This window comes from Tepidamorphus gemmatus (assembly GCF_004346195.1).
Taxonomy (GTDB): Bacteria; Pseudomonadota; Alphaproteobacteria; order Rhizobiales; family Tepidamorphaceae; genus Tepidamorphus; species Tepidamorphus gemmatus.
On sequence record NZ_SMAK01000003.1, the window covers coordinates 252931 to 271770 of the forward strand.

Below are 18840 nucleotides of genomic sequence, written 5' to 3' on the forward strand. Positions count from 1 at the left end.
GTGCCAGTGCGACCTTTCGCACCATGCCGAAGAACCGGGCAGCCGGCAGCCCCGGCGGTGTACCGAGCCGGCGGTGTACCGAGAAGGACATCCGCGATGACGACCGGTGGGATCGAGACCGACTTCCGCGACCGGATGAGCTACGGGGACTACCTGCAGCTCGATCTGCTGTTGTCCGCGCAGACACCGCTGTCGCCGGAGCATGACGAACTGCTGTTCATCACCATCCACCAGGTCAAGGAGCTGTGGATGAAGCTGATGAACCACGAACTCGACGCCGCCATCCGCTTCATCCGCGCCGATACCCTGCAGCCCTCGTTCAAGTGCCTTGCCCGGGTCGGGCGCATCCAGGAGCAGCTGATCCAGGCCTGGGACGTGCTGTCGACGATGACGCCGGCCGATTATCTCGCCTTCCGGTCCCATCTTGGCGCCTCGTCCGGGTTTCAGTCGTGGCAGTATCGGCTGCTCGAGTTCAAGCTCGGCGCCAAGAACGCCGGCATGCTGGAACCGCATCGTCATCGGCCCGACATCCTTGCCATGCTCGAGGCCGCCTACGCGGCGCCCAGCATCTACGACGAGGCGCTCAGCGTGCTCGCCCGGCGCGGTTTTCCTGTTCCGGTCGAGGTGCTCGCCCGCGACGTCCGCCGGCCCTATGTGAAGAATGACGCAGTCGAGGCGATCTGGCTGGAAATCTACCGCAACCCCTCACGCTGGTTCGACCTCTACGAGCTCGCCGAGGAGCTGGTCGACATCGAGGACGCGTTCCAGCGCTGGCGCTTCCGCCACATGAAGACCGTGGAACGCATCATCGGCATGCGCGCCGGCACCGGCGGCTCGTCCGGCGTGCCCTATCTGAAGCGCGCCCTCGACCAGTCGTTCTTCCCCGAACTCTGGTCGGTCAGGACGCTGATCTGAGTCGGATGCGGCAGCGTTGCACCATCGGCGCTGGCACAGTCCGTCTCATCCCGGCCGCCATCGCCCGTCGTCGCCCCTTCACCGCCCGTGGTCCCGGCCAAGCGCCGCACGATCCCGCATCAGCGTCCCCGGATCAGGGTCGCCGTCCGGGACGAGCCGCAGGAGATGGTCTCCGGGACGATTCAGGAATGGCATGCCGGGGATGATGGCGATGAATGATGGAGGGAGCGGTCGAGTCCGGGCATGGCCTGGATCGAGCTCCGGCGACCCGCAGGTTGAACCGCGCGGCAATCTGCTGCGCAGTGCGCGACCGCGGCCGGAGGCGTCGAGGGATCGGCCATGCTCGACCTGAAGGCGCACTTCTCGCGCTTCCTGATGTGCGAGCAGGGTCGGCTGCATTTCGCCGCGCACAGTCATCATCCCTGGCCGGATGTGACCCGCAACGCGCAGCTCGAGGCGTGGGACACCGCCGCCCGGCTGATCGATGACAAGTGGGACTACGTGCTGGGGCCGCTTCTCGACGAGGTTCGCCGTCATGTCGCAGGGCATCTGAACCTGCCGGATCCGGCAACGCTGGTCTTCGCGCCGAACACGCACGAGCTGCTGAACCGCCTCCTGTCCTGTTTTCCGGCCGGCCGCCGGGTGCGGATCGTCGCCAGCGACGGCGAGTTCCACTCCTTCTCCCGCCAGATCGCCCGGCTCGCCGAGGACGGCCTCGTCGATCCCGTCGTCGTGGCGGTCGAACCCTTCGAGACGTTCCCCGACCGCCTGGCGGAGGCGGCGCGCGCCCGAGCCGACCTCGTTTTCGTCAGCCAGGTGTTCTTCAACTCGGGCTTCGCTTGGGAGGATTTTGCCGCACTCGCCGCAGCGGCCGGCGAAGCGATGGTGGTGATCGACGGCTATCACGGCTTTCTCGCCCGCCCGACCGACCTGTCCGGCGTCGCCGGGCGCTGCTTCTATCTCGCCGGCGGCTACAAGTATGCGATGTCGGGCGAGGGAGTCTGCTTCCTGCACTGCCCGCCAGGCTGGGCGCCGCGCCCGCGCGACACCGGCTGGTTTGCCGCATTCGGTGCGCTGACCGCGAGCGGCGACGGTCGCGTCGCCTATCCCGCCGACGGCTGGCGGTTCATGGGGGCGACGTTCGACCCCACCGGCCTGTTCCGGATGCGGGCGGCGATGCGCTGGCTCGCCGACCAGGGACTCGATGCCGCCCGCATCCATGCCCATGCCCGCGCACTCGGCGACCGCTTCCTCGCCGCCCTGCCGCTTGCCGGTCTCACGACCGAGCGCCTCCTCGTCGATCCGTCCCGTCATGCGATCGGCAACTTCCTGACATTCGATCTCGACGGCGCGGCGGCGCTCTATCGCCGCCTGCACGATGCCGGCATCCTCACCGACGTGCGCGGCCGCCGGCTGCGCTTCGGCTTCGGCCTCTACCAGACGGCCGGCGATGTCGATGCGCTGATCGCCCGGATGGCTACCCTTTCCGCGTGAGAGCCGGCCGGCAGATCGCCGCTTTGGTTACCCGACCTTAAACATTCTCGCGCCTTTTTTGTCGGCCAGTCGATGTTCCGGCGTGCCCGTCGCGCTACAGTTTTCCCCGATGACCCGCCCGTCCATGAGCCGAGGAGGAGTTGCAGGCATGCAGACGACAGCGACAGTCGCCATCGCGCTCACCCTCACCCTGGCCGCCGGCCCGGCCGCCGCCAGTTTCGCAGGCTGCGTCGCCGCGCTGAAGAGCGCCGCCCTCAAGTCAGGTGTCAGCCAGTCGGTTGTCGATCAGGCGTTCAACTTCAACGCGCCCAACGACGTGGTCCTGCGTCTGTCCAAGGTCCAGCCGGAGTTCAAGACGCCGATCTGGGACTATATCGGCTTCCTCGTCGACGAGCAGCGTGTCGCCGACGGGCGGGCGATGATGGCGAAATACGATGCGGTGCTGCGCCGCGCCGAGCAGCAGTTCGGCGTCAACCGCTACGTCATTGCCGCCGTCTGGGGTGTCGAGACGGATTACGGCCGCGAGTCGGGCAGCCATTACCTGCCGCACGCGCTGACCACGCTGGTCTGCGAGGGCGGGCGGCGCAAGGATTTCTGGCAGGCCGAGCTGATCGCCGCCCTGAAGCTGGTCAGCCGCGGCGACCTCGAGCTCAGCGAACTCTATGGGTCGTGGGCCGGCGCCTTCGGCCAGACCCAGTTCATTCCGACGACCTATGAGCGGCTGGCCGTCGATTTCGACGGCGACGGCCGCCGCGACCTCGTCAGATCGGTGGCCGACGCGCTCGGCTCTACCGCCAACTACCTGAAGCGCGGCGGCTGGCGGCCGGGCGAATCCTGGATGATCGAGGTGAAGGTGCCGCGCGGCTACGATGGGCCGTCCGGGCGCACCAACCGCGCCTCGCTGTCGAGCTGGGGCCAGCGCGGCATCGTGCGGGCCGACGGGGCTGCCTTGTCCGGCAGCGCCCAGGCTGGCCTGCTGCTGCCGGCCGGACCGAACGGGCCGGCCTTCCTGGTGTTCCCGAACTTCGATGCGATCTATTCCTACAACCGCGCGGAATCCTACGCGCTGGCAATCTCGCATCTCGCCGACCGGCTGGCCGGCTACCCGGCCTTCCGCACCCCCTGGCCGACCGACGATCCCGGGCTGAGTCGCGCCCAGCGGCTGCACCTGCAGAAGCTGCTGCTCGCGCGCGGCTACGACATCGGCGAAGCGGACGGCAAGATCGGCCCGGCAACGCGGGCCGCGATCGCCGACGCGGAGAAGCGGCTCGGCATGCCGGAGACCGGCCGCGCCGGCATGAAGATCTACCGGGCACTAGGCGGCGGATAGCCGCCGGACCGCCTGGGGTAAGTCCCGCAGACGCGGAGAGCCGTTCTGCATCCGGTACTGTGACGAAACCGAGATGCAGAGCGGCTCGCCGCATCCAAAGATGAACCGCGTCAGGCCGCGAGGTCGAGCCGCTCGGCGACGGTCGAATCCGCCGCCAGCCGGTAGACGATCGGCACGCCGGTGGCGAGTTCGCGCTTGACGATGCCGTCCGGGCCGAGCCGCTCCAGCACCATGACGATCGAGCGCAGCGAGTTGCCATGCGCGGCGACCAGCACGCGCTCGCCGCGCAGCACGCGCGGCAGGATCTCCGACACGTAGTAGGGAAGCGTCCGCGCCACCGTGTCCTTCAGGCTTTCCCCGCCCGGCGGCGCAATGTCGTAGGAACGGCGCCACAGATGCACCTGCTCCTCGCCCCACTTCGCCCGCGCGTCGTCCTTGTTGAGGCCGGTCAGGTCACCGTAGTCGCGCTCGTTCAGGGCCTGATCGCGGATCACCGGCAGGCCGGTCAGCCCCATGTCGTCGAGGATGATGTCGAGCGTCCGTTGGGCGCGCGACAGCGCGCTGGTGAACGCCACGTCGAAGGACAGCCCGGCGGCCTTGAGCTGGGCTGCCGCCCGGTGCGCCTCGGCCACGCCCTGCTCGGTCAGGCCGGGATCGCGCCAGCCGGTGAACAGGTTCTTGAGATTCCACTCGCTCTGTCCGTGGCGAACGAGCACCAGCAGTCGATCCATCAGCAAACACTCCCTGCGCGCAAACCGGAAGAAATCAGTCGCCCAGTCCCAGCACGTCGGCCATCGCGTAGAGGCCGGGCTTGCGGCCGCGCGCCCACAGTGCCGCCTTGACCGCGCCGCGCGCGAACAGGCTGCGGTCCTCGGCGACATGTCTCAGCTCGATCCGCTCGTGGGGGCCTGCAAAGATCACCGTGTGGTCGCCGACCACGCTGCCGCCCCTGAGCGTCTGGAAGCCGATGTCGCCGCGCCGGCGGGCGCCGGTATGGCCGTGACGGGTCCAGACCGCATGGTCCTCGAGTGCGATGCCCCGGCCGGCGGCCGCCGCCTCGCCCAGCATCAGCGCCGTGCCGGACGGCGCATCGACCTTGTTCCTGTGATGCATCTCGACGATCTCGATGTCGAAATCCGCATCCAGCGCCGCCGCTACCTTGCGCACCATTGCCGCGAGCAGGTTGACGCCGAGGCTCATGTTGCCGGAGCGCACCACCACCGCGTGGCGGGCAGCGGCCTCGAGCCGGGCCAGGTCATCCGCCGACAGGCCGGTGGTGCCGACGATGTGGGCGATGCGCGCCTGCGCGGCAAGTTCGCTGAACGCCACCGTCGCTGCCGGCGTGGTGAAGTCGAGCACGCCGTCGGCGCGGGCGAACACCGGCAGCGCATCGTCGGTCAGCGGCACGCCCAGTTCGCCGATCCCGGCGAGCATCCCCGCGTCCTGACCGAGTTCCGGCGCCCCCTCGCGCTCGATCGCGCCAACCAGCGTCGTCCCCTCCGCCTCGACGACGGCGCGCACCAGTGCCCGGCCCATGCGGCCGGCCGCGCCCACCACGATCAGTCGCATGTCGGTCATCGCGCCCTCCCTGTGGCCGAGCGGTATATCAGGCGTCCGCCGGCGGACAAAGCTGTCGCGGTTCGCGCGGGCCCGGCATCGAACGTGAAGACGAAACGCGGATTGGACCGACAGCCATCATCATCCCGCCTAAGCGGCGACCGGACCGGAACCGGGGCGCGATCGGTCCGTCCTGCCCTCCCGATCCCGGACCGGCTGCGTCGTCCGGGATGACGCTCGGTATCGTGCAGGATGACGCAACAGCGCTGCCCTCCGGACGACGGAGGGCGTTTCGTCCGGATGGACGGAATCCTTGTCCGGCCTTCGCGGGGAGGCGCAGTCAGGACGGCTGCTCGCCGTCATAGCCCTCGACGACGACCAGGTCGACCTCGCCCGCATCGCCGCGCACGGCGAGGGCGTGCTGGTACTCGGGCGAATGGTAGCAGTCGAGCGCCGCTTGGTAGCTGGGGAATTCGATCACCACGTGCCGTGGCTTCAGGTCACCGAGCTTGGATTCTGCCTTGCCGGCCCGTACCAGGAAGCGGCCGCCATACTTGGCGAAGGCGGCGCCATTCGCAGCCTGGTACTTCCTGTATCCGTCGGGGTCCTTCACCGTGACGTGCCCGACCCAATAGCCCTTTGCCATGTCTGTTCTCCCGTGCTGACAATGGTTGTGCGCGACCGCAGGCCGACTCAGCCGACGGCCGCTGCAATCTCGGCGATGATGGACCGTGCGGCCGCGTGCGGGTCCGCCGCGCTGATCACCGGACGCGCCACCACGAGGCGGTCGGCTCCTGCGCGGATCGCGGCGGTCGGCGTCGCCGCCCGCTTCTGGTCGCCCGCCGCAGCGCCGGAAGGCCGAATGCCGGGTGTGACGAGCTCCAGCGCATTGCCGATGCGCGCGCGGATCGCCGCCACCTCCTGCGGCGAGCAGATCAGGCCGTCCATGCCAATCGCCGCCGCCTGCTCGGCGCGTCGCAGCACCAGGTCGGAGACATCGCCTGCATAGCCCGCCTCGGCAAGATCGCCAGCGTCGAGGCTGGTCAGCACCGTCACACCGAGAAGTCTGAGCCGGGCATCGCCGCGCGCGGCGACCGCCGCCCGCATTGCCTGGGGATAGGCATGAATGGTGGTATAGGTGACGCCCATCGCAGCGATCGCCTCGACGGCGTGACCGACGGTGTTGGGGATGTCGAGCAGCTTCATGTCGAGGAACACGTCCTTGCCGGCAGTGGCGAGACGGCGCACCAGCGGCAGGCCGCCGGAAAAGGCGAGCTGCATGCCGATCTTGTAGATCGAGACGGCCTCGCCGAGCCGCTCGACCATCCGCTCGGCCGCCTCCGGCGTGCCGATGTCGAGCCCGATGATCAGCCGCTCGCGCGCTGTCATGCTCGCAGAGCCCATGAGGCCACTCCGTGTCGCGGGGGACAGATGCCGGCCGGCGCAGCGGTTGTGAATCGCCTCCGCACGCCTGTCAACCGCATCGGCGGCAGGTCAGGCCGCGAATGTCCTTGCCATCTCGACGAGGCGCTGCGACACCGTCCTGAGCATCGCCATCGGCCGCTCGGCGATGAGCCTGCCCTCAGCGTCGAAGGCAGAAGCGGCTGCCGGTACCGAAACCATTTCCGGCACCATCAGCGCGCCGAGCGCATTCTCGAGCGTATGGCGCAGCTGCAGGAGCCCGCGATAGCCGCCGAAGCCGCCATCCGACGCCGCGCCGAGCGCGAACACCCGTCCCTTGTAGGGGCCGGGCCTGCGGTCGGTGGCGCCGGGGCGCGACACCCAGTCGATGGTGTTCTTCAGGAGCGGCGTGATGCCGCCATTGTATTCGGGCGCAACGATGAGGATGCCCTGGTGTTCGGTGAACAGGTTCGCCAGCCGCTTCGCGGCGTCGGGGATACCCTCGGCCTGCTCGAGGTCGCCGTTGTAGATCGGCATCGGATAGTCGGCGAGCGAGATGTGCGAGACGTCGCCGCCCGCCTCGGCCAGCGTCCCGGCTGCCACGACGGCCAGTTTCTCGTTGATCGATCCTGTCCGGATGCTTCCGGCGAAAAGGAGGATCTTCGGCTTCGACACGTTCGCTCTCCCCGCTGCCAGTCCCTGCTGCCGGCAGCATCTAGCGCCGACGTGCGGTCCGGCCAGCCCGGTGGCCCGGGCGCGGCATGCGGCCGGGCTATTTGCGGCTGTAGACCCAGACCGTGGCGGGCGGCAGATTGAGCAGCACCCTGCGGGCCAGACGCACGTCGAAATCGCCCGCGCCGGCAGGCACCGGCGGCTGGACCGCGTAGCTGAACTGGATCAGCGGCATGCCAGGCCCGCCTGCCGCGAGGCAGGCCTCGATCAGCTCGACGCGGCGGCGCAGCGGGCGGCTGAGCAGCGGCAGCCCGGTGACCACCGCGGCGAGCGGGCCGACCTCGAGCGCATCGAGATGGCTGCGGATCGCGTAGGCATCGCCCTGGATCACCCTGACATTCGGAAACCGCTCGCCGAGCAGCCGGCAGAAGTCGCGGTTGTACTCGATCAGCAGCAGCCGTTCGGGCGGGATGCCGCGATCGAGCAGCGCCCTCGTGAACACCCCGGTGCCGGGGCCGAGCTCGACGACCATGCCATCCCGGTCGAGGTCCACTTCCGCCGCCATGGCGCGGGCGAGCCAGCGCCCGGACGGGCTGACGGCGCCGATCTTGAGCGGATTGCCGATCCATTCCCGCACGAAGCGCAGTTCGTCCAGGATGTCCTGCTTCTTCAGGTCGCTGCGGCTGGTCGTCATGCTGATCCGTCGTCCGTGGGGTCAAACCAAACCGACGTAAGGGCAGAATTGGGACAGAATGGGGCTGGAGACCTTGCTTTGCGTGGCTGTCCGAGCAGTACGATCACCCGCGCCCTCGCCCCCGGTCAGCCGCCGAGCCCGCCCCAGAACTCCCTGACCTTGGAGAAGAAGCCGGAGGATTCCGGGTTGGTCGTCTCGGAGGAGACCCGCTCGAATTCCTCGAGCAGCTCGCGCTGGCGGCGCGACAGGTTGACCGGTGTCTCGACCACGGTCTGGATGTAGAGATCGCCGGACTGCGCGCTGCGCAGCACCGGCATGCCCTTGCCCTTCAGGCGGAACTGCTTGCCGGATTGCGTGCCGGCCGGAACCTTCACCTTGGTGCGACCGCCGTCGAGAGTCGGCACTTCCAGCTCGCCGCCGAGCGCCGCCGTGGTGATCGAGATCGGCACCCGCCAGAACAGGTCGGCGCCGTCGCGCTGGAAGATCTCGTGCGGCTTGACCGAGAGGAAGATGTAGAGGTCGCCGGGCGGACCGCCCCGCAGCCCGGCCTCGCCCTCGTTGGAGAGGCGGATGCGGGTTCCGTCCTCGACGCCGGCCGGAATGTTGATCGACAGGGTGCGCTCGCGCGCGACGCGCCCGGCACCGCCACAATCGGCACAGGGCGTCTCGATGATCTCGCCACGGCCCTGGCAATGCGGGCAGGTCCGCTCGATGGCGAAGAAGCCCTGCGTCGCCCGCACCTTGCCCATGCCGCCGCAGGTCGTGCAGGTCCGCGGGCTGGTGCCCGGCGCCGCCCCGCTGCCCGAGCAGCTCTCGCAGGCGACGCTGGAGGGCACGCGCACTTCGGCGGTCTTGCCGGCGAACGCCTCCTCCAGCGTGATCTCCATGTTGTAGCGCAGATCGGCGCCGCGCTGCCGGCCGCCCCGCCCGCGCCCGCGTCCGCCGCCCATGAAGTCGCCGAACAGGTCGTCGAAGATCGAGGACATCGAGGCGGCGAAGTCCGAGTTGAAGCCGTGCCCGCCGCCGGCCGCCATGCCATCAAAGGCGGCGTGGCCGAACTGGTCGTAGGCGGCCCGCTTCTGGGGATCCTTCAGGATCTCGTAGGCCTCGTTGATTTCCTTGAACTTCTGCTCGGCCTCAGCGTCGCCTGGATTGCGGTCCGGGTGGTACCGCATCGCCAGCTTGCGGAAGGCGCTCTTCAGCTCGTTCTCGCTGACGGTGCGGCTGCAGCCGAGGATCTCGTAGTAGTCACGCTTGGACATGGCGCGCCTTGATCTCCCGCCTCGTCCGGCTAACGGCCAGGGCGCGTCCCTGCCGGGACGTGGGAACGAAGCGGCCCCCGATCAGGTGGAGCATGCGCTCTACGCGATCGAGGGCCGTCATGCTGGACCTCCGGATCAGGCCGACTTCTTGTGGTCGTCGTCCTTGACCTCCTCGAAATCGGCGTCGACAACGTCGTCGCCGCCCTTCGTGCCGGCTCCGCCGCCGGCATCGGTGCCGGACTGGGCGGCGGCATACATCGCCTCGCCGAGCTTCATGGCGGCCTGGGCGAGCGTCTGCGACCTTGCCTCGATCGCCGCGACGTCGTTGCCCTCCAACGCCGACTTGAGATCGGCCACCGCCGCCTCGATCACCGACTTGTCGGAGGCCGGCACCTTGTCGCCGAACTCGGCGAGCTGCTTCTCGGTCGAATGGATGAGCGCCTCGCCCTGATTCCTTGCCTCGACCAGCTTGCGCCGCTGCTTGTCCTCCTCGGCGTGCGCTTCGGCGTCCTTGATCATCCTCTCGATGTCGGCGTCGGAGAGGCCGCCGGACGCCTGGATCCGGATCTGCTGCTCCTTGTTGGTCGCCTTGTCCTTGGCCGAGACATTGACGATGCCGTTGGCGTCGATGTCGAAGGTGACCTCGATCTGCGGCACGCCGCGCGGCGCCGGCGGGATGCCCACCAGATCGAACTGACCGAGCAGCTTGTTGTCGGCCGCCATCTCACGCTCGCCCTGGAAGACCCGAATCGTCACTGCCGTCTGGTTGTCCTCGGCGGTCGAGAAGATCTGGCTCTTCTTGGTCGGGATCGTCGTGTTGCGCTCGATGAGACGGGTGAACACGCCGCCCAGCGTCTCGATGCCGAGCGACAGCGGCGTCACGTCGAGCAGCAGCACGTCCTTGACGTCACCCTGCAGCACGCCGGCCTGCACCGCCGCACCGATCGCCACCACCTCGTCCGGGTTGACGCCCTTGTGCGGCTCCTTGCCGAAGAAGGTCTTCACCACCTCCTGCACCTTCGGCATGCGCGTCATGCCGCCGACCAGCACCACCTCGTCGACCTCGCCGGCCGAAAGCCCCGCGTCCTTCAGCGCCTTGCGGCACGGCTCGATGGTGCGCTGGATGAGGTCATCGACCAGCGCCTCGAACTTGGCGCGGGTGAGCTTCATCGTCAGATGCTTCGGGCCGGTCTGGTCGGCGGTGATGAACGGCAGGTTGATCTCGGTCTGCGTGGCGCTCGACAGCTCGATCTTCGCCTTCTCGGCGGCCTCCTTGAGGCGCTGCAGGGCGAGCTTGTCCTTCCGGAGATCGATGCCGTGCTCCTTCTTGAACTCGTCGGCCAGATAGCCGACCAGGCGCATATCGAAGTCCTCGCCGCCAAGGAAGGTGTCGCCATTGGTCGACTTAACCTCGAACACGCCGTCGCCGATCTCCAGGATCGAGATGTCGAACGTGCCGCCGCCGAGGTCGTAGACCGCGATGGTCTTGCCGTCCTTCTTGTCGAGCCCGTAGGCGAGCGCGGCCGCCGTCGGCTCGTTGATGATGCGCAGCACCTCGAGGCCGGCGATCTTGCCGGCATCCTTGGTCGCCTGGCGCTGGGCGTCGTTGAAATAGGCCGGAACGGTGATGACCGCCTGATCGACCTTCTGGCCGAGATAGGCCTCGGCCGTCTCCTTCATCTTCTGCAGGATGAAGGCGGAGATCTGCGAGGGCGAATACTTCTTGCCGCGGCTCTCCACCCAGGCGTCGCCGTTGTCGGCCCTGACGATGCGATAGGGCACCAGCCCGATGTCCTTCTGCGTCATCGGGTCGTCGAAGGTCCGGCCGATCAGCCGCTTGATGGCGAAGAAGGTGTTCTCGGGGTTGGTGACCGCCTGGCGCTTGGCCGGCTGACCGACGAGGCGCTCGCCATCGTCGGTGAACGCCACCATGGACGGCGTCGTGCGCGCGCCTTCCGAATTCTCGATGACCTTGGGGCTCGAACCTTCCATGACGGCGACGCACGAATTGGTGGTGCCGAGGTCGATGCCGATGACTTTACCCATGTCGTACCTCTCTTTCCGGCAGGCCGCCGGGGCCCTCGGACGAGGCACCCGGCCCTTCGGACATGATTTCGAAGGGGTCTGCGAACGGCCCCCATTGACGAATGGAGTCGTCGCCACGCAGGGCGACGTTCCGGGCTGATATAAGGAGGGGCCCGAGGGCACGCAAGGCGGGAGAGCGATGACGCGTGCGATGCGCCGGGGCCGTCGGGCGGTCGGGCAGGCCGTGCATCAGCCGAGCCGGAGGACGCGATGGGACACGCGAGGATCGAACTGCGACCGGGGTGCTTGCATGTGCCCGGCTATCTGGACCGGGAGGCGCAGGAAGCGCTCGTCGCCGATCTGAGGCGGATCGTCGAGGCGGCGCCGTTCTTCACGCCGCGGATGCCACGCACCGGAAGGCCGTTCTCGGTGCGGATGACCAATTGCGGACCGCTCGGCTGGGTTTCGGATGCCGCCGGCGGGTATCGCTACGTGGCGACGCATCCCGAAACCGGCGCGCCCTGGCCGCCGATGCCGGCGCTGGTGCTGCAGGCCTGGCGCGAGCTGGCGCCGGCAGCCGCACCGGCCGAGGCCTGCCTCGTCAACCATTATCTGCCGCAGGCCCGCATGGGGCTGCATCGCGACGAGGACGAGGAGGACATGACGGCACCGGTGGTGTCGCTGTCGCTCGGCGACACCGCCATATTCCGTATCGGCGGGACCGGGCGCAGGGATCCGACATTCTCGATCCGCCTCAAGTCCGGCGACGCGCTGGTGCTCGGCGGCCAGAGTCGGCTGGCCTTCCACGGCGTCGACCGGATCGTGGCCGGCAGCTCGACGCTGCTGGCGGGCTGGCCGCCCGGCGGCGGCAGGCTCAACCTCACGCTGCGCCGCGTCAGCCGGACCGAATCTCGGCCGTGACCGGACGTCCGCCCGGACGCGACAGCAAACGAGCCGCCGCAACGTCGCCGGTCCCGCAGATGGCAGCGCCCGCTGTGGCGGGAGCTGCCGGGGGATGCGGTTACCGGGATGGAACTGCCGGGATGGAACGCCTCAGGGGCCGCGGAAGGCCTGCATCAGGCCGGCGCGGGTCGTCCAGCGCGACTGGTTGGCAGAACCGGTTCCGTCGACGAGCTGGTTGAAGCCCCAACCGAGCCGGGCGTTGCCGGGCTCGATCTGGGTCGAGGAATAGTCGCCCCAGCGGCACACGCCAGCAGGCTGGCGGGCACAGCCGGTCATCTGCGCCTGCGAGCTGCCGATCAGCGCGTAGCGCCAGCGCGCCGAGTCAGCCGAATCGGCCGGACCTGAGAACAGCAGCTGCGAGGCCCGGCCAGCATTGCGGTTGCCGGGGATCGTCCGCGTCGCCGAGATGAAGACCGGGGCATCCGCCGTGCCGTAGCTGGTGGCGACAGAGGCGTTGAACAGGTTGTCGGACTCGTCCTCGACCGTGGTCGGCGTGAAGATCAGCGTCGGTGACACCGCATCGTTCAGGGTTGAGATGTGGTAGAGGCGGATCTTCGCGGTATCCCGCACTTTGATCGAATGGACGTTGACGATCTTCTGCTGGTTCTGGATGCTCGGCGCCACGAACCGGCCATCGAGTGTGTCGAGCAGCTGGCCGTTCGGCTGGGCCGCCGCCGGCGGCGCCCACCAGGTCGGGATGACGACCGGCGCGATCGGCGTGAGCGTGTCGTTGGCCACGCCGCCGCCGACCGCGGTCACCACGCGACGCTCGATCCGGCTGCTCGAGCCGCTGCCCGGCGACAGGAACGCGGTCGCTGCCGAGGCGTCGAGCGAGATCGTCGCGGCCAGGTTTGCCGGCAGCTGGTTGAAGCACTTCACCGTCATCGGCGCGCCGCTCAGCGACGCCCGCTTGTCCATCGACAGGATCGCCCCGCGTACGCCGCCGGCCAGACCCTTGTCATTGGCCGTCACGAACCAGCGCGCATTGCTGACGCCGGCCATCGGGAAGTCCCAGGTGGAGCCGACGCTGCGCTTGCAGAAGCGCGCCGTGCCCTCGCTCAGCATGATTCGGTAGAGGTTGTAGGTGCGCCCGGTGGCGTCCGTCGACACCGCGACGTACTGATACTGGTCGGAATTGCCGGAATCTGTCGACACCGCGGTGACGAAGAACCGCCGGCTCCTGCGGTCGTAGATGACCCGCGGATCCTTCAGCTGCGCCGTGGCCGGAACCCCGACGCCGGCGAAGAAGGCCGCGAGCGACTGCTGGCCCACTCTCGCGCAGTTGTTCTTGTTGTAGCGGCTGATCGCCGAATTGGTGACGACCACCATGATCTGCGGGCCGACCGCGCCATTGATCCCGGAGGGAGCCGCGCCGGTGGAGGCATCCGTCTGGCAGACGCGCCGGCGGTTCTCGTTGCGCACCCTGACGGTCAGTTCGGTGGCCTCTCCCGCCGCGACCAGGCTGGTCGCGCCCTCGGACCCGCCGGCCAGCGCCTTGATCCGCAAGAGCTCGGCCTCGCCGGCCGGAATGATGCGCGGTGCGCCGGCATTGGCGGCGACGGCCTGCGCCCGGCTGCCGGCCGGAATGCTGTGGCTCACCGCGCGGATCGTCTGCACCTCGGCCTCGTCCTCGGCCTGCGCCGACGGTACCGTCGCAGCGAAGGCCGTCAGGAACGCACCGAGCATCAGAGCCCGGCGAGTGGAAAGCATGGACATGAATCCCCCGATTCGGGTTTGCAATGTTCATCGCTCCGCGGCGATCGCGGCGAAGCTACTATGGGCGCCGGTTCGCGGCAAGCGCGGCAATGCCCCTCCCGGCCGCAAGGCTACGACCTAGAGCGCTGAGAATACAGCAACTTCTTCCAGGCCTACGCGGCCAGGGCCGACCTGTTACATAAAGGCGACAGCCGTCCCTCCGGCCGGCGGATCAGGCGGTGCGGTCGATCCGACCGCCGGTTGCCTCCTCGCCCGCGGCCGGCTCGCCGTCCTGCCGGGCCGCCGGCCGGGGCCCGCCGCGCGAGATGCCGACCATGGCCGGCCTCAGGCAGCGTTCGCCGATGGTGTAGCCCGGCTGGACCACCTGGACGACGGTTCCGGCCGGTACCGACTCGTCCGGCACCTCGAACATCGCCTGGTGCAGGTTCGGATCGAAGCGGGCGCCCTTCGGATCGATGCGCTTGACGCCGTGCCGTTCGAGCACGTTCAGCAGCTCGCGCTCGGTCAGCTCGACGCCCTCCAGCAGCGCGACGAAGGTGGCGTCGGCGGCGGCACGCGCCTCCGCGCCGACCGTGTCGAGCGCCCGGCGCATGTTGTCGCCGACGCTCAGGATGTCGCGGGCGAACTTCGAGATCGCGTACTGGCCGGCATCGCGCACCTCGCGCTCGGCGCGCTTGCGCAGGTTCTCCGCCTCGGCGATCGAGCGCATCAGGCGATCCTTGAGATCCGCAATCTCGGCCCGCAGGGCCGCGGTCGGGTCGATGTCTGCCTCGGCGCGGGCGGGTTCGCCGTCCCCGGACGCCTGTGGCGCGGAGGGCTCGGCGGCCGTCTCCGGCGTGCCGGCCTGCGACTCGGCATTGTGCTTGTGTTCGGTCATCGCTGCCTCTGAGCGGAAGTCTCGGTGAAAGGGTCGCCCCCGATATCGAGGCTTGCGGGCGAGAAATCAACCGCTCTGGCGTCAGCGCCCGCGCCGCAGCGCGTCGCGGCCGCCGCGACCGTCCGGCTCACTCCCGGTCGATCAGCCTCCCGACCACCTGGGCAGTGTATTCCACCACCGGCACGATGCGCGCATAGTTGAGCCGGGTCGGCCCGATGACGCCCAGCACGCCGACGATCTTGCGGTTGGCGTCGCGATAGGGCGTCGCCACCACCGTCGAGCCGGACAGCGAGAACAGCTTGTTCTCCGAGCCGATGAAGATCTTGACCCCCTCGCCGCGTTCGGCATGCGCCAGCAGTTCGATGATATCGTTCTGCTTCTCGAGATCCTCGAACAGCAGGCGGATGCGCTCGAGATCCTCCAGCGCGTTCAGGTTCTCGAGCAGGTTGGCGTGGCCGCGCACGATCAGCGTGTGCGGGCGCTCGCTGCCCGAGCCGGCCCAGGTCGCCAGTCCCGCCTCGACGACGCGGCGGCTCAACGCGTCGAGCTCGGCTTCCAGCGCCTTGCGCGAGCGCTCCATGTCGGCCTTCAGGTCGTTGAGGGTGCGCCCCTGCAGCCGCGCGTTCAGGTAGTTCGAGGCCTCGACCAGCGCCGAGGGGGGGATGTCCTCGTCCAGCGTCAGGATGCGGTTTTCCACAGAACCGTCATCGCCGACCAGGATCGCCAGCACCCGGCGCGGTTCGAGCCGCACGAAATCGATGTGCTTGACGCGCGGATCGGCCTTCGAGGCGAGCACCACGCCGGCGCCGCGCGACAGGCCGGACAGCAGGTTGCCGGCCTCCGCCAGCACTGCCTCCGGCGAGCCGTCATGGGCGTGCGCGCGCACCCGGCTCTCGATATGGCTGCGTTCTGTCTCGCCGAGGTCGCCGATCTCGAGCAGCGCGTCGACGAAGAACCGGAGGCCGAGCTCGGTGGGCAGCCGTCCGGCGCTGGTGTGTGGGGCGTAGATCAGCCCGAGGCCTTCCAGATCGCTCATCACGTTGCGCACCGAGGCCGGCGACAGGCTCATCGGCAGGCTTCGCGACAGGTTGCGGGAGCCGACCGGCTCGCCGCTTTCCAGATAGGCTTCGACGATGCGCCGGAAGATTTCGCGCGAACGCAGGTCGAGCTCGGCCAGCGGCGAGCGGCTGCCGGCTGGCGTGACGGAACGTCCAGGCGGTCTTATCTGGTTCATGGCAAAGGATTATGTGAGGAGCCGGCACGACCGCGTCAAGCACATCACCGGCGCCGATCGGGTCGGGGTGGCGAAGCGGGGGGGAAGCCGCTAGAACGACGCTCGCCGGCCGCCGTGCCGGCCAATTCCAGGGAGACCGGACCATGCGACCCTCGAAGCGCGCCGCGGACGAACTGCGCCCCGTCAGGCTGGAGCGCGGCGTCTCGCGCCATGCCGAGGGCTCCTGCCTCGTCCGCTTCGGCGACACCGAAGTGCTGTGCACCGCCAGTCTCGACGACAAGGTTCCCGGCTGGTTGCGCGGTTCCGGCAAGGGGTGGGTGACGGCCGAGTACGGCATGCTGCCGCGGGCCACCACCGAGCGGATGCGGCGCGAGGCGGCCGCCGGCCGCCAGAGCGGACGCACCATGGAGATCCAGCGCCTGATCGGCCGCAGCCTGCGCGCGGTGACCGATCTCGTCGCACTCGGCGAGCGCCAGATCGTCGTCGACTGCGACGTCATCAATGCCGATGGCGGCACCCGCACGGCGGCGATTACCGGCGGCTGGGTGGCGCTCAGCGACTGCATCACCTGGATGATGCGCCGCGAAATGCTGGCCACAAGCCCGCTGCGCGACCATGTCGCCGCCGTCTCCTGCGGTGTCTATGCCGGCACGCCGGTACTCGATCTCGATTATCTGGAGGATTCCGAGGCCGAGACCGACGCCAACTTCGTTGTCACCGGTTCGGGCAAGCTCGTCGAGGTGCAGGCAAGTGCGGAGGGCGCGCCGTTCAGCGAGGCTGAACTCGTCGCCATGCTCGCCCTGGCCCGCCGGGGCATCGACCGGCTCGTCGATCTCCAGCGCATGGCGATCGCCTGATGGCGGCCGGCCGGCGCCGGCTCGACCCCGGCAGACTCGTCATCGCGACCCACAATCGCGGCAAGCTCGCCGAGATCGCCGCGCTCGTCGGCCCGCTCGGTTTCGACCCCGTCGCCGCCTCCGATCTCGGCCTGCCCGAGCCCGAGGAGACCGGCGACAGCTTCGAGGCGAATGCCGCCCTGAAGGCGCTGGCCGCGGCCACCGCCGTGAGCCTTCCGGCACTCGCCGACGATTCCGGACTCTGTGTGGCCGCGCTCGGCGGCCAGCCCGGCATTCACTCGGCCCGCTGGGCCGGCAGCGACCGCGATTTCGCGCGCGCCATGCGCAATATCGAGGAACGCCTGCAACAGAAGGGCGCCACCGGGCCGGACGCGCGACGCGCCTGTTTCGTCGCCGTGCTGGCACTTGCCTGGCCGGATGGTCATGTCGAGACGGTGCGCGGCGAGGTGCACGGCACGCTTGTCTGGCCGCCGCGCGGCAGTGCCGGCTTCGGCTATGATCCGATGTTCCTCCCGGACGGCGAATCGCGCACCTTCGGCGAGATGTCCGCGGCGGAGAAGCACGGCTGGTCACCGGGCGATCCCGAGCGTCCGGGACTGTCGCATCGGGCCCGCGCCTTCGCCGCGCTGGTGGAGGCCTGCCTTGCCGGATAGACCGAGCTCGCCCCGCCCGCAGGATGCGGATCCGGGCTTCGGCGTCTACGTACACTGGCCGTTCTGCGCGGCCAAATGTCCCTATTGCGACTTCAACTCGCATGTGCGGCGCGAGATTCCGCAGGTGCGCTATCTTGACGGGCTGGTCGCCGAGCTCGGCTACATGGCGGCGCTGGCACCCGGCCGCACGGTTCGGTCGGTGTTCTTCGGTGGCGGGACACCCTCGCTGATGGATCCCGAGACGGTCGCCGGCGTACTTGACGCGGTGGCCGCCAACTGGCCGGTCGCCGCAGACGTCGAGGTCACGCTCGAGGCCAACCCGTCCAGCGTCGAGGCGGACCGCTTCGCCGGATATCGCGCGGCAGGTGTCAACCGGATCTCGCTCGGCATCCAGGCGCTCGACGATCAGGCGCTGCGCCTTCTCGGCCGTCTGCACGACGTCGCCGCCGCCCGCGCTGCGCTCGACATCGCCCATGCGACCTTCGACCGGGTGTCCTTCGACCTGATCTATGCCCGGCCAGGCCAGACGGTCGCGGCCTGGACGGCCGAACTCGACGAAGCCTGCCGGATGGCCGGCGAGCATCTGTCGCTCTATCAGCTCACCATCGAGCCGGAGACGCCGTTTGCGGCGCTGCACGCGCGCGGCAAGCTCGTCGTCCCGGACGACGAGCTCGGTCGCGCCCTCTACGACGTCACCCTGGAGACGACCGATCGGTACGGGCTGCCAGCCTACGAGATCTCCAACCATGCGCGCCCGGGTGGCGAGTGCCGGCACAATCTCGTCTACTGGCGCGGCGGCGAATGGGCCGGTGTCGGACCCGGCGCGCACGGCCGGCTCGACGTGATGGGCGTGCGCACGGCGCTGTCAACGGTGCGCGCCCCGGAGGCATGGCTGGCCGAGGTCGGCCAGCGCGGTCACGGCGTCGTCGAGCGGATCGAGCTGACCCGCGAGGAGGTGGCCGACGAATATCTGGTGATGGGCCTGCGCCTGGCCGAGGGGGTCGATCCGGCCCGCTATCGCCAGCTCGCCGGCCGCGAGCTGACCGCAGACCGCATCGGCGATCTGGTCGGTTACGGCCTGATCGAGCGGCTCGCCGACGGCCGCTTGCGGGCAACGCCGGCCGGATTTGCCGTGCTCAATGCTGTGGTCGGCGACCTGGCTGCCTGACGCCCCGGCTGCCTGACGCCCG

General features: G+C 69.1%; 18 protein-coding genes. 7 read left to right on the forward strand and 11 right to left on the reverse strand.

What is annotated here, in order from left to right; translation table 11 throughout:
- Positions 1-96 precede the first annotated feature (96 nt).
- The 3 genes from kynA to EDC22_RS06615 all read left to right on the forward strand — a co-directional run bounded on the left by kynA (position 97) and on the right by EDC22_RS06615 (position 3739).
- Positions 97-915, forward strand: a complete 819-nt coding sequence (gene kynA / locus EDC22_RS06605; protein ID WP_132805823.1) for a tryptophan 2,3-dioxygenase — start codon at positions 97-99, stop codon at positions 913-915.
- A gap of 339 nt (positions 916-1254) precedes the next feature.
- Positions 1255-2409, forward strand: a complete 1155-nt coding sequence (locus EDC22_RS06610) for an aminotransferase class V-fold PLP-dependent enzyme (protein WP_132805824.1) — start codon at positions 1255-1257, stop codon at positions 2407-2409.
- A gap of 148 nt (positions 2410-2557) precedes the next feature.
- Positions 2558-3739, forward strand: coding sequence for a lytic murein transglycosylase (locus EDC22_RS06615; protein ID WP_132805825.1), 1182 nt, complete (start codon positions 2558-2560; stop codon positions 3737-3739).
- A 110-nt stretch (positions 3740-3849) separates the two neighbouring features.
- On the opposite strand, the gene EDC22_RS06620 is transcribed toward EDC22_RS06615, so the two are convergent.
- From EDC22_RS06620 to dnaK, 8 genes are all read right to left on the reverse strand, one after another.
- On the reverse strand, positions 3850-4473 hold the full coding sequence (locus tag EDC22_RS06620) for a 2,3-bisphosphoglycerate-dependent phosphoglycerate mutase (protein WP_132806010.1): 624 nt from the start codon (positions 4471-4473) through the stop codon (positions 3850-3852).
- Between the two features lie 31 nt (positions 4474-4504).
- Positions 4505-5308 carry a 4-hydroxy-tetrahydrodipicolinate reductase gene (gene dapB / locus EDC22_RS06625; protein ID WP_165926830.1) on the reverse strand — a complete coding sequence of 268 codons (804 nt, stop codon included), beginning with the start codon at positions 5306-5308 and terminating at the stop codon, positions 4505-4507.
- A 328-nt stretch (positions 5309-5636) separates the two neighbouring features.
- Complete coding sequence (locus tag EDC22_RS06630; protein WP_132805827.1) at positions 5637-5942, reverse strand: DUF1330 domain-containing protein; 306 nt, start codon at positions 5940-5942, stop codon at positions 5637-5639.
- Positions 5943-5989: 47 nt separating this feature from the next.
- Positions 5990-6700 carry an orotidine-5'-phosphate decarboxylase gene (gene pyrF, locus EDC22_RS06635; protein ID WP_132805828.1) on the reverse strand — a complete coding sequence of 237 codons (711 nt, stop codon included), beginning with the start codon at positions 6698-6700 and terminating at the stop codon, positions 5990-5992.
- A gap of 90 nt (positions 6701-6790) precedes the next feature.
- The gene (locus EDC22_RS06640; protein WP_132805829.1) at positions 6791-7372 is read right to left on the reverse strand and encodes an NADPH-dependent FMN reductase; all 582 of its coding nucleotides are present in this window, start codon (positions 7370-7372) and stop codon (positions 6791-6793) included.
- Between the two features lie 97 nt (positions 7373-7469).
- Positions 7470-8063, reverse strand: coding sequence for a class I SAM-dependent methyltransferase (locus EDC22_RS06645; RefSeq protein WP_132805830.1), 594 nt, complete (start codon positions 8061-8063; stop codon positions 7470-7472).
- Between the two features lie 125 nt (positions 8064-8188).
- Entirely contained in the window at positions 8189-9325 is a 1137-nt protein-coding gene (gene dnaJ, locus EDC22_RS06650) for a molecular chaperone DnaJ (RefSeq protein WP_132805831.1), read from the reverse strand.
- A 135-nt stretch (positions 9326-9460) separates the two neighbouring features.
- Positions 9461-11371 (reverse strand): molecular chaperone DnaK, encoded by a 1911-nt coding sequence (gene dnaK, locus EDC22_RS06655; protein WP_132805832.1) that lies wholly within the window; start codon positions 11369-11371, stop codon positions 9461-9463.
- A gap of 249 nt (positions 11372-11620) precedes the next feature.
- Between dnaK and EDC22_RS06660 the strand changes: the two genes are divergently transcribed.
- A complete protein-coding gene (locus EDC22_RS06660; RefSeq protein WP_132805833.1) occupies positions 11621-12271 on the forward strand; it encodes an alpha-ketoglutarate-dependent dioxygenase AlkB family protein in 651 nt (216 codons plus the stop codon).
- A gap of 132 nt (positions 12272-12403) precedes the next feature.
- Here EDC22_RS06660 and EDC22_RS06665 read toward each other — a convergent pair whose 3' ends face one another.
- From EDC22_RS06665 to hrcA, 3 genes are all read right to left on the reverse strand, one after another.
- Entirely contained in the window at positions 12404-14023 is a 1620-nt protein-coding gene (locus EDC22_RS06665) for a hypothetical protein (protein WP_132805834.1), read from the reverse strand.
- 217 nt (positions 14024-14240) lie between these two features.
- A complete protein-coding gene (gene grpE / locus EDC22_RS06670) occupies positions 14241-14906 on the reverse strand; it encodes a nucleotide exchange factor GrpE (protein WP_132805835.1) in 666 nt (221 codons plus the stop codon).
- 127 nt (positions 14907-15033) lie between these two features.
- Positions 15034-16140 (reverse strand): heat-inducible transcriptional repressor HrcA, encoded by a 1107-nt coding sequence (hrcA, locus tag EDC22_RS06675; RefSeq protein WP_132805836.1) that lies wholly within the window; start codon positions 16138-16140, stop codon positions 15034-15036.
- 143 nt (positions 16141-16283) lie between these two features.
- Between hrcA and rph the strand changes: the two genes are divergently transcribed.
- Genes rph through hemW form a run of 3 tightly spaced genes read left to right on the forward strand, consistent with a single transcriptional unit; the run spans position 16284 to position 18818 of the window.
- Positions 16284-16997, forward strand: a complete 714-nt coding sequence (gene rph, locus EDC22_RS06680) for a ribonuclease PH (protein ID WP_132805837.1) — start codon at positions 16284-16286, stop codon at positions 16995-16997.
- The gene (locus EDC22_RS18070; protein ID WP_132805838.1) at positions 16997-17650 is read left to right on the forward strand and encodes a non-canonical purine NTP pyrophosphatase; all 654 of its coding nucleotides are present in this window, start codon (positions 16997-16999) and stop codon (positions 17648-17650) included. Before rph ends, EDC22_RS18070 begins: the two co-directional genes overlap by 1 nt.
- The gene (gene hemW, locus EDC22_RS06690) at positions 17640-18818 is read left to right on the forward strand and encodes a radical SAM family heme chaperone HemW (RefSeq protein ID WP_132805839.1); all 1179 of its coding nucleotides are present in this window, start codon (positions 17640-17642) and stop codon (positions 18816-18818) included. The genes EDC22_RS18070 and hemW overlap by 11 nt, the downstream gene beginning before the upstream one ends.
- Positions 18819-18840 lie beyond the last annotated feature (22 nt).

What these genes read in the sequence shown, in the direction of transcription:
- EDC22_RS06660 (WP_132805833.1), top strand. Translation starts at nt 11,621, where the DNA reads ATGGGACACGCGAGGATCGAACTGCGACCGGGGTGCTTGCATGTGCCC.
- EDC22_RS18070 (WP_132805838.1), top strand. Translation starts at nt 16,997, where the DNA reads ATGGCGGCCGGCCGGCGCCGGCTCGACCCCGGCAGACTCGTCATCGCG.
- dnaJ (WP_132805831.1), bottom strand. Translation starts at nt 9,325, where the DNA reads ATGTCCAAGCGTGACTACTACGAGATCCTCGGCTGCAGCCGCACCGTC.
- dapB (WP_165926830.1), bottom strand. Translation starts at nt 5,308, where the DNA reads ATGCGACTGATCGTGGTGGGCGCGGCCGGCCGCATGGGCCGGGCACTG.
- EDC22_RS06645 (WP_132805830.1), bottom strand. Translation starts at nt 8,063, where the DNA reads ATGACGACCAGCCGCAGCGACCTGAAGAAGCAGGACATCCTGGACGAA.
- EDC22_RS06615 (WP_132805825.1), top strand. Translation starts at nt 2,558, where the DNA reads ATGCAGACGACAGCGACAGTCGCCATCGCGCTCACCCTCACCCTGGCC.
- grpE (WP_132805835.1), bottom strand. Translation starts at nt 14,906, where the DNA reads ATGACCGAACACAAGCACAATGCCGAGTCGCAGGCCGGCACGCCGGAG.
- kynA (WP_132805823.1), top strand. Translation starts at nt 97, where the DNA reads ATGACGACCGGTGGGATCGAGACCGACTTCCGCGACCGGATGAGCTAC.
- dnaK (WP_132805832.1), bottom strand. Translation starts at nt 11,371, where the DNA reads ATGGGTAAAGTCATCGGCATCGACCTCGGCACCACCAATTCGTGCGTC.
- hrcA (WP_132805836.1), bottom strand. Translation starts at nt 16,140, where the DNA reads ATGAACCAGATAAGACCGCCTGGACGTTCCGTCACGCCAGCCGGCAGC.
- EDC22_RS06610 (WP_132805824.1), top strand. Translation starts at nt 1,255, where the DNA reads ATGCTCGACCTGAAGGCGCACTTCTCGCGCTTCCTGATGTGCGAGCAG.
- rph (WP_132805837.1), top strand. Translation starts at nt 16,284, where the DNA reads ATGCGACCCTCGAAGCGCGCCGCGGACGAACTGCGCCCCGTCAGGCTG.
- EDC22_RS06665 (WP_132805834.1), bottom strand. Translation starts at nt 14,023, where the DNA reads ATGCTTTCCACTCGCCGGGCTCTGATGCTCGGTGCGTTCCTGACGGCC.
- EDC22_RS06630 (WP_132805827.1), bottom strand. Translation starts at nt 5,942, where the DNA reads ATGGCAAAGGGCTATTGGGTCGGGCACGTCACGGTGAAGGACCCCGAC.
- pyrF (WP_132805828.1), bottom strand. Translation starts at nt 6,700, where the DNA reads ATGGGCTCTGCGAGCATGACAGCGCGCGAGCGGCTGATCATCGGGCTC.